Origin of the sequence: Nocardia amamiensis (assembly GCF_015477605.1) — a bacterium.
GTDB lineage: Bacteria > Actinomycetota > Actinomycetes > Mycobacteriales > Mycobacteriaceae > Nocardia > Nocardia amamiensis_A.
In genome coordinates, this window is sequence record NZ_JADLQX010000007.1 from 113386 (window position 1) to 128844 (window position 15459).

Genomic DNA, 15459 nt, shown 5'->3' on the forward strand with positions numbered 1-15459 from the left:
GATCACGAACTCACGCCGATCATTTGCACGATGCTCTTCACCTGCGCGATCTGGCGGGCCAGCATCGCACCGGGCTGATCCTCGGCGCGGTCATCGCCAATGCTGATCTCCCAGTGCGCGGGGGTGTCGCGGCCGATCACGTACTTCAACGCGTACACGTGGTCGACGTACCAGCGGCCGTTGCGGCCGACTTCGGCGGCGACGCGGTCGCCCACATCGAAGTGCCTACCGACCCAATAGGGCGACCCATTGACGACCGACACTTTGTAGGACCGGTACGCCTTCGTCCGATCGAATCCGGTCCGGATCGCTTGCAGCGCAGACAGACTTGCGCCGGTACCGCCGGTGGACTCCCAGTACTCGCCATAGGCGGGGCCGCGGATACCCATCTGCGAGAACCGAATCGGATTACCCACACGATGGAACGCGAGCACAACGTCTTCGAGCTGGCTATCGAAGATCCCCAAGGTAAGGCCCGGGTTGCCGAAGATCGCGCCGATGTAGCCGAGGATCGCGTTCGCCAATAGTTTGAGCCCGGTATTGACCCAGTCGGGCGAGTGCCCACCGGTGACGATCGCCGCGGCGAGCGCCTTGTGAACGGTGGCCTGCCATTCACCGATGCCGGACACCCCGGTCCGGCGGGCGTTGCGCCACGCCACCCACGGCCGCCGCGGCGCGGTCCCCATCCACCCGGACACCGCGTACTCGGGCGCATCGGGCACGCCGACCACGGTGGCGACCTCATTGATCAGGTCGTCGGCGACAGCGGTGATGAAGTGGATCAGGCCATCGAGCGCGGTGCCGGTCAGCCCCCGGTAACCGGACTTGTCGACCACGTCCAACACGAGCGTCGGCTCGGTCAGGATGAAGTGATCCGGCGCGGGCTGCGCGTCGCCCGGCAGCCAGCGGCGCACCACCAGCTGCAGGCCGGCATCGGACAGCGTCGCCGCGAGCACGTCGTGCGCGTTGCCGAACCGGGTGGCGATCACCGACCACATCGATGTGTCGGTGAGGAAGTTGCCCGGCATGATGACGATCGGCCAGTTCGCCGGATTCAGATTCGCCAACCAGTTTTCGGGATTGAACAAGTCTTCGGGCAGCGCCCACAATGGCGCGAAGCGGCGAAGTAGATTCAGGAAGAGCAGGGTCTTCGCGCCGAAAACGCTTGGGCCAGCCGAATGCGTACAGCTTCGGCGTCTGCAATTCCGCTGGAAGCAGAGGATTTGCAAAGCAGACAACCTTCTTGACGTGCTCAAATTCGTGCAAAAATTTCAGCTCGATATGGCCTATCTGCCCGGCCTTTTCGCTTTCGGTAATTCCTGCGCACTTGCCCGACCAGCGCTTTCCCGACATGTCTGCGGTGATGTGCAGGTCTTCATACAACTCAAGGTCTTCGATGAGCAGCTTGTAGAGTTTGTTCGTGGCTTGGAGGGTGAGCTGCCCTTCACCGGTCTCGTTGAGGCGTTCTTCGAAACTCGCTGCGACGACGCCGAAGAGCGGGACAGGGTTCTGCCAATTCTTATCCCACAGCGTGATCCTCGGCGGGCGCCGCATTTCCGCGACACGTTGGATCGAGGATTGCAGAAGTTCACTGCGGACCTCGTCGGCGCTCATCAACGGAGGCATTACACTGCCTCCCCGCCCATGAATCGCGTGTACCGCTGGGGATAGAAGGCTTTGATCTCGGTGTCGGGTGTGCCGCCCTGGATTCGGATCGGCACTTGCACGGGCGATCCGGTGCCCGCCGGGATCGCGGACTCGAACGCGACGCCGTTCATCTCGGCCCAGGCTTGCGAGTCGTCGCGCACGAGCAGCGTCTCGTCGAGGGGATATGTGCGCACGAGGAATTCGCGGCCGGGCCCGAGGCTGCCGATCTGGGGAACCTTCACCGTGCGGCCGGACAACCCGTCCGGCAGCCACACGACGGTGTCGGCCTCCAGCTGCGAGCTGGAGTACTGCGGCCAGCACTCGACATCGGCCGGATTGAGCATCGGGATCGTGCCCTGCCACACGCCGGTGTCGTCTTCCGGATCGCCGGTCTCCGGGTCAATCTCGGTCATCTCAGACCGTTTGATCGAGTACGCGAGTTCCTGCGCGTACCAATACGGATCGGTCGAGAGCGTCGACACCTCCCACGCCAGCGCTCGCGTGGTCCCCGGGTCACGGGTGGTCAGCGGCTTCGGTGCACGCTCCCACCGCAGCCGCAGCTCACGCGGTTCGCTGATGGTGGAGTAGGCGCGGAGGTAGCAGTCCCAGCGCGGACCCAGCACACGCCACAGCAGATCGTCGATCTGCTCCCACAGCTGCGTCGTGCGCCCGACCGTGCCGAGCCGGATCTTGCAGATGCGTTCGTCGACGCGTGGGATGTCGTCGAGCGTGCTGCCTTCCTGGTATGCCCAGGACTCCCGCACCTGCGTGATCGGCGCATGAAACAGGTCGTCCCACGATCCTTCGAGCAGATGGATACCCTGCTCGCCGCCGTGCGGACCGAGCAGATCCAACACGATCTCGTCTTGCCCGAACGTCGGGGAGCCGGGTGTCATGTCGCGCTTGATCAGCTGCATGATCCGGGCTGGATTGGTCAGGCAGATAGGCACGAAAGATCACCCGGCCCTGTAGGTTTCGGCGACCGGGGTCATGCGGTCCCGCAGCATCCGGCCGGTCTCGTCGGCGATCTTCTGCGGGTCGTACCCGTTGAAGATCATGGTGTCGGCGACCTTGATCTCGTTCGCCCGCGTCACTGCGGTGACCGCCTGGTCGATCCCCATGTCGGTCAGCGACTTCAGCCCGAACAGGTCCGCGCCTTCGCCGATGATCGACTTGAGCGCGCTGATCCCCCACGCCTGGAATTGGCCGGCGAAGTCCTGCTGCGCGGCCCACTGGTTCGCCGCGTCGATGCCGGTCGGTGCCGGTGCGCCGGTGAGCGGGTCGATGCCCATCGGTGTCGGGGTCGGCGTGGCCGACAGCGTCGGCGACTGGTTCACCGCGTTCTGCGCCGCGGCGCTTGTCGACGAGCCGAAGTCGCTCGGCCAGTTCGTCACGCGCACATCGGTTGCGCCGGTGTCGCCGCTGTCGGAGCTGCTGGAGCTGCTGCTCGTCGTTCCACTGCTCGTCGCGCTGCTGCCGCCGAGCTTGCTTGAACGGCCGCCCGATACCCCGGAGCCGCCCGCCCCGCTGGAGCCACCGAACTTGGCCGAGCGACCACCGGACCTACCGCCGCTGCCCGGGTCGCCGCCGAGAAAGAACTCCGGCGGGAAATGGGCGTGATCGGTGTACATCGGGTCGTCGGCGCCCGCAGCCTGCCCGCCGTACTGACCGTTGCCGCGCTTGCCGCCCATCTCGAATGCCACGCCGTTCGGGAGGGTGGCGCTGGTGTGCCCGCCGTACGGGCCACCGATGAACCATCCGAAGCTGAGCGATCCCGCCGGACCGAGACCGGGGATCGCGCCCATGTCGGCGAGCGCGGCGCCCATGTTGCCGGTCGCGAACCGCGACCCGAACGGCGCGCGGCCTGTGGCTTTGTTCGCCAGCGCACTCACCGCGCCGGAGCAGTCGCCCCAGTGCACGCCGCCCCAGTCATATGCGGCGCCTTCGACGCCCTTCGCGAAGTCGACGAGTTCCTTGGCGCTGACGAGACCGCCCTCGGCGAATCCGGGGCCGACGATCATCCGCAGGAACTCCGGTGACGGTGTCCATCCACGGTTGAGCGCCCACAGCAGCGGCGCGCCCCGCTTGTATGCGGCGGCGGTGGAGATGAATTCGCCATTGGCGACCCGCAGCGGCATCATTCCGTCGAGCAGCGCCGGAATGCTGTCGGAGGTGCCGGTGCCCGGCCCGCTGATCAGTCGCCCGCCCCCGCCGTAGCGGACAATGGTCGTGTTCATGGCGCGCCCACCGGCCGCGGCGCCGTTCGCTTTCGCCCAGTCGATGAGACTGTCGCCGAGTCCCTTGGCGCTCTTGCCGCCGATGCCGGGTACCCAGTCGGGAATCTGGACCTTCTGCAGGATTTGGCCGATGGACTTGACCGCAATCGCAAGCCCTCGCACGATCCCGGACCAGACGGTTTCGACCGTCGAGCCGAGTCCGCGGAAGAATTCGCCCATCCGCTCAAGTGCCCCGCCGATGACGTCGCGCGCCGTCGTCACGGCCCGAGCGGCGTTGTCCAGCTGGTCGCCCAGGTAATCGGCGAGTCCCCTGATCGCGGGTATCAGGATCGGGACCAGGACGTTGTTCGCGAGCCATGTGAAGGCATCGATCAACCGCAAGACCTGCGGCAAGATTGCGATGAACAAGCGGATCATCGGGGGTAGCAGGTCCACGCCGAGCTCTACCAGCTGGGGCAGCAGCGGCACGAGCGCCATGACCAGGCCGGTGAACGAGCGCGCGATGTCCGGCAGGTACGGCGCGATCTGGGTGAGCGCGTCGGCAAGTGCGGTGCCGATCTGCTGCGCGACGTCGGCGAGTATCGGCTGCAGCTGCCGGAAAACCGGGATCATCAGGTCTGCCCATTGTTTGATCACGGGGCCGAGCGCGTTGAAGATCGTGGTCAGGGCGGGCGCGAGGGCCTGCAGGATGCCGGAGACGACCTCGGCGAGCACGGGCAGGATCGGCGCGACCGCGCTGATGAGAGAGGCGAACGCCTGACCGATCGGGCCGATCGATGGTGCGAGCGCGTCGATGGCTTTGACCAGGGCGTTACCGATTGTCTGCGCGATCCGCGAGAGCGGGTCGATCAGTGGAATCAGGGCGCGCCCAACCGAATCCAGAAGTCGGCCGATCACCGGCAGCACTGGCTCGAGACCGCGGGCCAACGCATCGATGAAGGTGGTCAGCGTCGGCATCAGCGCGGTCAGGGTGGTGACGAAGGTGGAACCGAGCTTCCCGAGAGACGGGGCGAGCTCAGCGACCGCGGACCCGAGAGTTACGAAGAGGGGGCCGAGCGTCGGGCCGACGATGTTGCCCATCTCGATCAGGCCACCGATCAAGGGCTCCAAGCCCTGTCCGAGCCCGTCGATGATGGTCGAGAACGTCTCGAGCAGCTGCGTCAGCGCACCGGAGTCGGCGGCCTTGGTGAACGCGTTGCCGATGCTGCCGACCAGTCCGCCGAGTGAGGCGCCGATGCTGTCCATCGCGGGTTTGGCTGCGCTGGCGAAGGACACGAACCCTTGCGACGCCCGCGCGAGGCCGGGCTGCATCGCCTTGATCAGATCTGCGGTGCCGCCGAACAGGTCTCGGATGCCCTGCTGGGCGCCCGCGGTGGACCAGAACGCCGCGAACTGCTTGGCCGCGCCGTTCATCGCCCCGGCGACCTCGGTCATTCCGTCCTTGACCGCAGGCAGCGACGCGCGTGCGAGCGCGGTGAACCGCTGGTCGAGCCCGTCGAATCCCGCGTCCTGCACGGAGTTCTTCAGGTCTTGGGTCAGCGGCTTGAGATCGCGCATCGCGAGGACGAACGCGCGTGTGTTCGGGCTGAGTTTGGCGAGTGCCTGCGCTGCTTTCTCCTGCGACGCAGACAATTTCGTGGTCGCGTCATTCAGTGCAGTGATCGCGTCCTTGTGCGCCTGCTCGGCGTCTTTGACCCGCTCGTGTGCGGCGGTGACGCGGTCCTGTGCGGCGACGACGAGGTCGGAGTTTTCGATGCCCTTGGCGTCGGCTTCGGCCTTCTTCTCGGCGAGATCTGTATTGCGGAACCGGGCTTCGATGAGCCGTTGCTCGGCCTGCGCCACGCGCAGCGCCGCGCGTTCCCGGCTGTCGCCGGGCTTGAGGTTGAACAGTTCCTTCTGCGCGTCTAGGAGGTCGAGCTGCGCTTCTTTCTCGCTGAGGATTCCGCCCCGCGCTTCGAGGTTGAGGTCTCGGAGCTGCTTCGCTGCGTCCTTGCGGGCGCGCGTCAGGTCGTCTTCGGCGGTCCGGCTGTCCTTCTTCGCATCCCGCAGCGATCGCTCGGTGGACTCGACTTGCCGGTTGGCCGCGCTGATCGCCTGCGAGCGGGCTTGCGCGTCGGATGCTGCGGAGTCGTCTGCCGCGGAGAGAGCTTTGAACGCGTCGCCGATTCCCTTCAGACCGACGGCGGCGGTCGCGATGCCAGCAGCGGCGGCCGGACTCAGCGCGGCCAGGCCGATCCCGAGCGCGCCGACTGCGCCGAGCGCGGAACCAGCCGCGCCACCGAGCACGGCCATCGCCCCGGCCGCCGCGGTGATCCCGGCCGACAGGGTCGCGATTCCGGGGATGCCGCCGCCCGGGCCGCCGAGGCGGCCGAGTCCGCCGCGCATGTTCGCGCGCACATCCACGGTGCGGTCGCGGGTCAGTTCGTCCAGTGCGGTCCGGAACACCGCGGAGTTGGTCAGCTCGGGGCGGATCGGCGCGGTGAAATCCGCGTCTCGCAGGAACTGTCGTAGAGCACGCGCGAACCGCTGCGCCTCGGCCTGGGTGACCGCGAGCTTGATATTGACGGTGCCCTCGGGCAGGTGCGCGAGCCGGGCATTCAGCTCGGTCATGTCGAGCGACGGGGTCACGTTGACCCGGAACTGCTTCTTCTTCAGCCGCTCGCGAAGATCATTGGTCCACCGATTGAGCTCGGTCGCGGTCGTGCGGAGATCGACATCCTTGACGAGGGTGACCCCGGCGAGCTTCTCGCGGGCCTGCTTGCGGAAGTCACCGATGCTCGGCTTGAGCTTGACCGTCGCGTTCAGCGACCATTTGTCGAGCTTTTCCTGAAGGGTCTTGCGGGCTTCTTCCGCAGCTGCGGTGACCCGGGCGTTGAGCTCGTCGTCGAGGTTGTTCCAGTCGAGCTCAGCAGCGACGTGCGCGGTCGCGAACGGCTCGGTCACGCGTGCCTCCGGGCTCGGGCAATTGGATTGCCCGGCCCGAGGCCAGCAGCACTACTTCGGTAAGCGTATCGGTCTAGGTGATGGTCAGTTCGGAGTCGACACCCGCGGGACCAGCCACGGGTGCGCGGCCGCCGCCGAGCATCCCAGCCAGCGCCATCCAATCCGCCGCAGCGGCGGCGTCACCGACGGGTGTCTGCCGTACGCGGGCGGGGGTGTCTTCGAGCTCGTGCATCCACTTCTTGAGCGCGCGCTCGTCATGGGAGCGGCGACGGTGCAACACGCCGTAGACGGTGTTCGTCGCGCGGTCCGGCGGCAACGCGAGCACATCGACACCGCGAACACCGAGCTCGGCATCGACCTCGCGCCAGATGCCCAGCGCTTCACGCCACAACCGCTGCACCACCCATCGCGGCTGCCCGAAAATCTGCTCGACGAGCGCATCGGCGATTACCTCGACCCGCGAGGCAGTGAGCAGTCGGCCTTTGATGATCTCGGTGACCAGCCAACCGACATCGTCACGGTCGCGGCAGGTGCCGACCACCACCCGGAACGCGTACGAGGACACCACCATCGACACCATGTCGCGCGTGCTGGGCAGGGGGTCGGCCAGGTGCACGATCCGATCGTCGAGCTTCCACGCCCCGGCCGACCCTTTCCACGCCGCGGGCACCGGTCAGCGATGCAGGAGGCGAGCCTGCGCGCGTCGCTGCGCACGGTTCATGTCGGGTGAGAACTTGTCGATGATGCCGCGCAGCATCTTGTCGTAGACCTCGTGCCCGAACTTGTCGTTGCGGTCCATCAACCTGCTCTCGACGTACTGATAGCTCGGTTCGTCGAGCACGGTGGAAGCGAATTTCTGCATGGCGTGGATGCGGTCGGCCATCGTCGCGGCGCGCGACATCATCGCCATCATCGCCCCCCACTGCTCGACGGTGGGTTTGATCGCGTAGAGCACATGTCCGTCGACGCTCAGCTCAAGGATGTCCTCGTCAGCGATCTCCGGCTCGGCGTCGGTCTCATCGCTGCCGGTGGTGAACTGGAGCTCGGCCGGGATCGTCGCGCCGGTGTCGTCGACGACCGGCGGGATCACCTCTTCGGGCGTCTCGATCACGGTGAGGGCTTCGTCGACGCCCTCGGTGGGCAGCAGGGCGGATGTCTTCTTGGCGGCTGACTTGCGTTCACGCGGCGGCATACGGATTCCTAACTGGTTGTGGGATTGCGGATGACGTTCGCGGCGCCGAAGGTTTCTTCGAGCGCAAGGGTCAGGAACGGATATCCGACGGAACCGCGGACACTTCTGGCGAACACGAACGGCCGCCGATTCACCGGCAGCTGGCGGGCGCCGGGTTGGAACGGGCCGACTATCCGCGGCTGTCGAAACTTGAGCGCCTGGGCAGTGACGGGAACGATCCGGGCGTGGTGCGGACCGTAGAGGCCCGTGCCTTCGTGCCGGTACCGGGCGTACGCCAACGGTGACCCGACTCGAACTGTGACACTGCCACCCGGATTCACGGTCACCAGATGCGTGATGCTGCTGCGCAACCGGCCTTCATCCACCGGGCATTGCTCTTTGGCGCGGTTGGCGATCTGCCGGCCGATCCGCTCGCCCCACTGCCCGGCAGCAGTCGCCATCGCCGCGGCGATCCGCGCGTGATGGATTTCGGCCGCGCCCGCCATCGCGGCTACCCCTGCCCGCTCGGTGGGCGGCGACGTCGGCCGCGTTCGGTCGGTGCGGCCTGGGCGGCACTGGCTTCGGGCGGGTCGCTTTCCGTCTGCTCGGGTTCGGGAGTCGGCGTGTCCTCGTAGGGCACCCACGGCTTACCCGGGTCGGTGGTCTCGACGACGGTCAAACGTCCGTCGCGAATCAACGCGTCGACATACGGCGTGCGATCGATTGTGCGCACTTCGTGCAGCGACCAAACACCGAATCGCTGCTCCGCTCGCGCCGTCACCTGCTCCATAAGCCAGAGGATACAGTCACACTGTATCCATGCTTGCCTGCTCAGGAGGGTCCGAGCCGTGACGTTTCCCGTGTTTCTGCTCGCGCTCGGCGCGACTGCTCGCCTTACGCGGTTGATCACTGATGACTACATTGCGCGCCATCTGCGCGTGCTCGTGATCAAACGAACAGGCCACGACAGCGAGCTGTCCTACATGATGACGTGCCCGTGGTGCCTGAGCCCGTGGCTCGGCGCCATCGTGGTCACGCTGTCGGAGGTCGCGCACTATCACGGCTGGGACGAATGGTTCCTGCTGCCCGCCGCGGTGCTGTCGGTCTCATGGCTGGTCGGCACGGGGGCCGAATGGCTCGGCGGACCGGTCCAGCAGCAGCCCGACCCGAGCAAGGCGGAGCAGTGAGGCGGGCGCGGCGGCCGGAGTCGACGGCCGCGCTGATCGCCGCGCAGATCGAAGCGACGACGAAGACTGAACTTCAACCCGGCGCGGCGGCGGCAGTGTTCACCAGGTACGCGCTCGACCAGAGAACCCGCAAGGACCCGCTTCGACCACCGAGAGTGGTCACCGCCGCAGCACAGATCGTGGCAGGGCCGTCGGTCGCGCGCACCACGACCAAGTCCACGAAACAAAAGTGGCAAGACGAGATCTGGGATTTGCGCGACGAGATCGGCGAGGTGCGGTTCTCTGGGGACCGCACTGCACGCAGCGTGAGCCTGATGCGGCCGATGATCGCGAAGGTCGAATCTCTCGGTGACGAACCGGTCGAGGTGACCGACGGGCTCCCCGGCGAGCTCGGCGAACGCATGTTCTCCGACCCGTCCGCTACGGCGCAGCGGTTGTTCCGGGCCGCGCAGCACATCAGCTTCAACGGCGAGACGCTGCCGATCATCGCCGACAGCGACGACGACCTGTTCACGTGGGAGCCCTGCTCGGTGCAGGAGCTCACCCCGGCGGGCAAGAGTTGGCAGTACAACGACGGCCTCGACACTCGACGCCTCGACCCAACCGAACACGTTGTGCGGGCGTGGATTCCGCACCCACGTCAGCGCGCATGGGCCGACTGCGGCGCGCGCGCGATCCTGCCCGTCGCCCGCGAGCTCCGCGGCCTGACCGAGCACGTGAGCGCGCAGATCGATTCCCGTTTGGCCGGCGCGGGCATCCTGCTCGTCCCGCAGGAGATCGAGACCCTACGCGGGCAAGGCTCCCCCGACCGCACCAACGGCGACAGCGACGACGACCTCGATCCATTCGTGGCCGATCTCATGGAGATGATGCTCACCCCGATCAAGGACAGGGCGAGCGCCGCGGCGCTGGTGCCGCTGGTGTCCAAGGTGCCCGGGGATCTGGTCGACAAGATCAAGCACATCAAGTTCGCCGAGCCGCTGGACCCGAAGGCGCAGGAACTGCGGTCGGAGGCGATCCGGCGGATCGCGCTCGGTATGGACTCCCCGCCGGAGGTGCTGCTCGGCCTGGGCTCCGGGTCGAATCATTGGAGCGCGTGGGCGATCAGCGAGGAAGACGTCAAGCTGGCAGTCGCGCCGGTCGCCGTGGTGATCATGCACGCCCTCACCACGGGATGGCTGCACCGGCTGTTGAAGGCGGCCGGTATTCCGGACTGGCAGAAGTACCTCGTGTGGTTCGACGCGTCCGCGCTGCGGCTGCGTCCGGACCGCTCGGCGGACTCGCGGGAACTCTACGACCGCGGCGAGCTGGCCGGGGCTGCGATGTTGCGCGAGAACGGGTTCGGTGACGCGGACCTGCCGACCCCCGATCAGAAGCGGGAGATTCTGCTCACGAAGCTGCTGATCGGTGCGCCGTCGCTGGCGCCGCTGCTGCTGCCACTGCTCGGAATCGAGGTCGACGCCGCGGTGCTGCGGCAGGCCGCCACCATCACCGACGCCACCACCGACGGCAAAGCTCCCGACAGCACGCCGCCACCGGAGAGCGAGGACAGCAGCGGATCCCGGGAACTGCCCGAGCAGCCCGATTCGACCGAGCAGCCGGAGCGGGAGCCCGCTACGTGAGCGCTGATCTGGACTGCCTGACTTCGGTGTGCGAGATGGCGGTGCTGCGCGCGTTGGAAGTTGCGGGGAAACGGGCGCGCAACTCCTCGCGCACCAACCGCGAACTGCTGGCCATGCCCCCGCACGAACAGCACACCGCTCGCTGCCTGGCGCGGCACCCCGAGGAATGTGACCGGCTGCTACCCGCGGCGTGGGATCACCTGCGGATCGTGCTGCCCGACCAGCCGAAGGTCATCACCGCGGTCGATTGGTACGTGCGGCAACTGATCGTGACCCGCAAACCGCACACCTCCGAGGATCTGCGGTGCGTGCTGGCGGTGGCTTGTGAGCCGGACTGACCCGTGGCTCGCGCACCGGCTTCATGCCGAGAACCGGCTGCGCCGTGGCGAAGCGGCGGCATTCCGCGGTGTGGTCGCGGCAATGACGGTGTGGCTCGACACAGCCCGCGCGCTGGTGTTGCACAAGCCGCTGCCTGCGGCCGCCGCCGAGCTACTCGCCGGGCCGTCGATCACTGCGGCGGCCGGTGATCTGCCGCCGGACCTCGACGCAGTCGGGGCGGCGACCCAGGTGTGGGCGCGGGCCATGGCCGAGCACGTCGACCCGGCGCTGTCGGAGGCCTTCGGCGAAGCGTTCCTCGACGCTGCGCGCCGCGCGGACATCTCCCCGCTGCCGTTCCAGCTGGCCTACCTCGAGTCAGTGCACAACCGGCTACGGATCTGGCCCGAAGGCGCGTTCGAGGAGCTGCGGCCCGAGCTGCTGGAAATGCTGTCCGAGGGCATGGATTACAACCAGGTCGAGGAACGCATCGGCCGCATGCTCGACATCGACGCGCCCTCGCGGCGGATACGCGCGGAGATCTGGGCGGTCGATCGCCAGATCGCCGACCCGAACACTCCACGCTCGGAGCTGCGCGCGCTGCGCGCCCGCCGACGCGCGCTGTGGGAGCAGCACGACGCCTCACTCGGGCAATGGCAGTGGCTCGCGCGGCGGATCGCGCGGACCGAGATCCACGGCGCTATCGAGGGCGGCACGCTGGCCGCGGCACAGGCGGTCGAGCAGGCAGGCGGGCAGGCCCGGTTCAAACGCTGGTTGTCGACCACCGACGAACGCACCCGGGGCACGCACGTTGTCGCCGACGGCCAGATGGTGAAGTTGGCCGAGCCGTTTCGTGTCGGCCTGGCCGAACTGCAGCACCCAGGCGAGGCCGGCGGGCCCGCGCACGAGGTCATCAACTGCCGCTGCACCATGCTCATCCTCACAGAGGACGAGGTGCAGGCCGCGTTGCAGGGCGTGTGGGGTGGGCGTGGTGTCGCGCCCGGCGCGGCACGGATGGGCCCGGACGACCCCGATGACGCGGCTGCGGCGCTGGCGCGGTGGGAGACAGAGCAGCGCGGCGAAGTAGTCGATGACGAAACGACGCCGCCGACGCCCGATCCGGAGCCTGATCCCGAGCCGGAGCCTGACGATGAGTCGTTTCCGGACACGAGTCCTGAACCGGATGATCCCGATGACGACGACGATGACGATCTTGACGACGATGACGATCTTGACGACGAAGACGATCTTGACGACGAAGACGATCTTGACGACGAAGACGACGAGCCGGAGCTCGACGACGAGGACGACGCCGCCACCGACGAAGATCCGGATGCAGCGGACAACGAAGAGGACATCGTCGACGAGCCAACGCCGATCATCGCCCCAGGCAACCGTGACGCGCTCGACCGCATCCGCGAGTCGCTGCCCACGGGCGCCGAGGGATGGCACGCCCTGGTCGAGGGCAAGACTATCCGGCCTGCCGAGACGTTCCTCGAGCGCACGAACTGGGAGGCGGAGCGGCGCATCGCCGATCTCGAAACCCATCTTGCCGCCCTACATTCGGACCTCACGCTTGCGCAGTACGCGTCGGTGCAGCCGGCCGAACTCCGCGGTGTCCGCGCCAGCCACCGCGCAGGCGTCGCCGAGCTGGAGGGCAAGCTCGCCCGGGCCCGCGCCGCGCACAGCGTGCAGCGGTGGGCGCGCGAGGTGGAAGCTGCACGCCGCGAACAGGAGGACTTCGAGCACTACATCGAAATCCGCATACGCCTTGGCGACGAACGCGCGAGTCTGGACGCGCGCCGCCGCAACCCACCGACCGAGGACTACTGGCAACTCGAGGTCCCCGCGCTGCGCGAGACGAACTACCGCCGCGACGCCGCCGGAAATCTGCTGCCACCCGCCGAGCTCGACGCCCACCTCGACGCCGTGCTCGCGGTCGGCGAGGCGATCTGGAACGACATCTCCGACGCCCTCGACAACGACCCCACCATCCAGCGGCGACGGGAAGAGCTCGACGCCGAGTACCCGTTCGGTGCTAGGACGCTCGACGCCGAGCAAGCTCTCGCCCGCGCCGAAGCCTACGTGATCCGCCGGGCGCTCGCCGAGGCGCGGCCGTTCGGTGGGGTCGAGCAACGCGCCGCGGCTGCCGCGCCTGTGCAAGGCGGACTGCTGGCGGGCACGCCGTCCACAATCGAGGATCTGCGTGCCGCCGAGCAGGTATTCCCGGACGACTGGCTGCAGGCCGCCGACGCCCGCGGCCCGCTGGTGCTCAACCGCAGCAATCGCGCGTTCTTCGCCGCAGGCGGCGGCCGACGTGGGCGCGATCTGCTGGCCGCCAGGCCCCGCTCGAACCTGCCCTACAACGGGGCGTTCGATCACGTGGCGCAAGAGATCATGGCGCATGAGCTCGGCCATCGGATGGAGGAAGCGATACCCGGGCTGATGATGCTCGAATACGCCTTCGTGCGCCGCCGTTCGACCGACGAGCACGGGCACCTCGAGGAACGCACCGAGCTCTACCCCGGCGAGTACGTGCTCGCCGACAAATGGCTGCGCGGCTACGCCGGGAAGGTCTACGACTGGTTCGGCGATAACCCGGCCCGCTCCGCGCACGAGGTGTTCCAGGTCGGAATACAGGATGTGTTCGCGCGGCGCCGCGACAACCGCTACGGCGACTGGCAGTTGCACGCCTTCGTGCTGGCGGTGATCCTTCTTCTATGACGACCTGGTCTGTGTACAGCGCGACCACCGACCCGGTCGGTGAGCGCTGGCTCAACTGGAACGGCCGCGACTGGAAGGCCGACCCGGAGACCACCGCTGCCCTCACCGCGCCGGCGTTCTCGTTCCCGCTGACCCCTACCGGCCCGTTCCAGACCGGGTACGGGCCGGGTGAGTCCGAGCTGTTGGCCGCTGCGCTGCATGTGATCCCGGGCGCGCGCACGGCCGGGCAGGTCCCGGAGTATCCGCAGATCCCGCGGTTGCCTGACGGCGCGACAGGCTGACCTTGCACCAGTGCCCAGCGTCCGGCCAGAACTGGCACCGAGCCGTGAACGGTTGGTAGTGGTTACCAGCTGAGGCCCCCAGCGACAGGTCTATTCGGTTTCGAGGCTCTTGAGGACGGCCCTTGCCTCTTCTGGGTACCTACGGACCGCAGCCCTGAGCTGGAGCATCTGAAATTCGTGCCGGCTATCGGCGATGACTTGTTTCCAGCCTGCCCGCCCCTCGGCGAATCGTTCCACGATGAGGAACTCGACGATGTCCTCCAACGCTGGTCGGAACCGGCGCCCGCCGACAGGTAGATGCAGCTTTTCCAGCGCCCGATCCGGTCCCAGAGCCTTCCAGTGTTCGGAGGTTGCACACACATGCAGGTGCGCTTCCGGGTACCCGTCGAACTTCTCCCGCTCGTAGTCGTAGTGGAACAGCACGTCTTCGAGCGCCTCGTCCCTGGCCAGAAGCATCACCGAGGAGATCGACATCAGGTACTTGTCGTCCTCATCAGGGGCGAGGCGGATCGACACACCCATATACGTGGGACAGGTTGTGGCGGTACTGACCGGAATACCGAAGCACAAGTCTCGGTTTTCTTTCGAGATCTTGTACCCGACAACGGTATGTTTCTTGGTTTGCTCAACAACCGCATTCAAGCGGACACCATTGCAGATGGTCTTGTTGAGAAGGGCGGTCATGCGCTCCGCGAACTCGCGCGACTCTCGTTCGAGATCGAACTTCCGCGCCAAAGTCAGGCCTTGTAGTAGCCGCCGATGGCTACCCAGGCCAGCCGTGCACGTAGGGACCGGAACTGGCCGGTGCGCGCTTGTTCCGCGAGCTCGTCGAACGTGCAGCCAGCACGTCGCAGGGCGTTCTTGATGGCGATTTCGGTGTCCTTCGGACCCGCAATCATCACTGTCTCTTCTGGCTCAATTACAGCAGTCATCAGAGGTTCCTCCCGCGCAGCATTACAACTCACTGTAGGTACAGAGAATCACGTAGGGGTGACATTGCCGCGAAACGTACAGAACAGTCTGGGGCAGCGTGGATCAGTCCGGAGCAGGCTGGCCATCTTCAGATCTACTGGTCGAGGATGCCTTTCGAATACCTCGCAAGTACCCCGTTACCGCCCGCCAGTTGTTAAATCGTGACTTTAGCTACTCCGTACCAATGTGCGGATTCCAGGACATCAGGGACCCCGGACCGACTGTGCCTCACGGGCCGAGATGATGAGCCCGAAGGCGGCAGGCTTGCTTCGGGTCGAGACCCGGCAGATGGCGGACTGGTGCGGAGCCAGCGCGCTGTTCGGACGTGAGTGGATCCGAAATCATGGATACAGTCCTACT

The 15459-nt window shown here is 66.8% G+C and carries 15 protein-coding genes; 6 read left to right on the forward strand and 9 right to left on the reverse strand.

The genetic code is table 11. The features are described from left to right. Positions 1–2: 2 nt before the first annotated feature. Positions 3–1028 (reverse strand): hypothetical protein, encoded by a 1026-nt coding sequence (locus IU459_RS11720; protein WP_195129518.1) that lies wholly within the window; start codon positions 1026–1028, stop codon positions 3–5. Here IU459_RS11720 and IU459_RS11725 point away from each other — a divergent pair. Next, the gene (locus IU459_RS11725) at positions 1027–1671 is read left to right on the forward strand and encodes a hypothetical protein (RefSeq protein ID WP_195129519.1); all 645 of its coding nucleotides are present in this window, start codon (positions 1027–1029) and stop codon (positions 1669–1671) included. The genes IU459_RS11720 and IU459_RS11725 overlap by 2 nt on opposite strands. Here IU459_RS11725 and IU459_RS11730 read toward each other — a convergent pair. From IU459_RS11730 to IU459_RS11755, 6 genes are all read right to left on the reverse strand, one after another. Further along, the gene (locus IU459_RS11730; RefSeq protein WP_195129520.1) at positions 1626–2597 is read right to left on the reverse strand and encodes a hypothetical protein; all 972 of its coding nucleotides are present in this window, start codon (positions 2595–2597) and stop codon (positions 1626–1628) included. The two genes, IU459_RS11725 and IU459_RS11730, sit on opposite strands and share 46 nt — an antisense overlap. 6 nt (positions 2598–2603) lie before the next feature. After that, positions 2604–6827, reverse strand: a complete 4224-nt coding sequence (locus IU459_RS11735; protein WP_195129521.1) for a phage tail protein — start codon at positions 6825–6827, stop codon at positions 2604–2606. 73 nt (positions 6828–6900) lie between these two features. After that, positions 6901–7497 (reverse strand): hypothetical protein, encoded by a 597-nt coding sequence (locus IU459_RS11740; RefSeq protein WP_195129522.1) that lies wholly within the window; start codon positions 7495–7497, stop codon positions 6901–6903. Between the two features lie 3 nt (positions 7498–7500). Then, positions 7501–8019, reverse strand: coding sequence for a hypothetical protein (locus IU459_RS11745; protein ID WP_195129523.1), 519 nt, complete (start codon positions 8017–8019; stop codon positions 7501–7503). Positions 8020–8027: 8 nt separating this feature from the next. Continuing rightward, entirely contained in the window at positions 8028–8504 is a 477-nt protein-coding gene (locus IU459_RS11750; RefSeq protein ID WP_195129524.1) for an HK97 gp10 family phage protein, read from the reverse strand. A gap of 5 nt (positions 8505–8509) precedes the next feature. Beyond that, positions 8510–8788 (reverse strand): hypothetical protein, encoded by a 279-nt coding sequence (locus tag IU459_RS11755; RefSeq protein WP_195129525.1) that lies wholly within the window; start codon positions 8786–8788, stop codon positions 8510–8512. A 58-nt stretch (positions 8789–8846) separates the two neighbouring features. On the opposite strand from IU459_RS11755, the gene IU459_RS11760 reads away from it, so the two are divergent. From IU459_RS11760 to IU459_RS11780, 5 genes are read left to right on the forward strand one after another with little or no spacing between them, the layout of a single operon-like run. After that, the gene (locus tag IU459_RS11760) at positions 8847–9185 is read left to right on the forward strand and encodes a hypothetical protein (protein ID WP_195129526.1); all 339 of its coding nucleotides are present in this window, start codon (positions 8847–8849) and stop codon (positions 9183–9185) included. Beyond that, the gene (locus tag IU459_RS11765; protein WP_195129527.1) at positions 9182–10807 is read left to right on the forward strand and encodes a hypothetical protein; all 1626 of its coding nucleotides are present in this window, start codon (positions 9182–9184) and stop codon (positions 10805–10807) included. Before IU459_RS11760 ends, IU459_RS11765 begins: the two co-directional genes overlap by 4 nt. Then, positions 10804–11145, forward strand: coding sequence for a hypothetical protein (locus IU459_RS11770; RefSeq protein WP_195129528.1), 342 nt, complete (start codon positions 10804–10806; stop codon positions 11143–11145). The genes IU459_RS11765 and IU459_RS11770 overlap by 4 nt, the downstream gene beginning before the upstream one ends. Continuing rightward, positions 11132–13846 carry a phage minor head protein gene (locus IU459_RS11775; protein ID WP_195129529.1) on the forward strand — a complete coding sequence of 905 codons (2715 nt, stop codon included), beginning with the start codon at positions 11132–11134 and terminating at the stop codon, positions 13844–13846. Before IU459_RS11770 ends, IU459_RS11775 begins: the two co-directional genes overlap by 14 nt. Next, the gene (locus IU459_RS11780) at positions 13843–14127 is read left to right on the forward strand and encodes a hypothetical protein (RefSeq protein WP_195129530.1); all 285 of its coding nucleotides are present in this window, start codon (positions 13843–13845) and stop codon (positions 14125–14127) included. The genes IU459_RS11775 and IU459_RS11780 overlap by 4 nt, the downstream gene beginning before the upstream one ends. A gap of 90 nt (positions 14128–14217) precedes the next feature. Here the strand turns inward: IU459_RS11780 and IU459_RS11785 are convergent, their stop codons facing one another. Together IU459_RS11785 and IU459_RS11790 are read right to left on the reverse strand one after the other, a co-directional pair. Then, on the reverse strand, positions 14218–14862 hold the full coding sequence (locus IU459_RS11785; protein ID WP_195129531.1) for a hypothetical protein: 645 nt from the start codon (positions 14860–14862) through the stop codon (positions 14218–14220). Between the two features lie 2 nt (positions 14863–14864). After that, on the reverse strand, positions 14865–15059 hold the full coding sequence (locus tag IU459_RS11790) for a hypothetical protein (protein WP_195129532.1): 195 nt from the start codon (positions 15057–15059) through the stop codon (positions 14865–14867). Between the last annotated feature and the right edge of the window lie 400 nt (positions 15060–15459).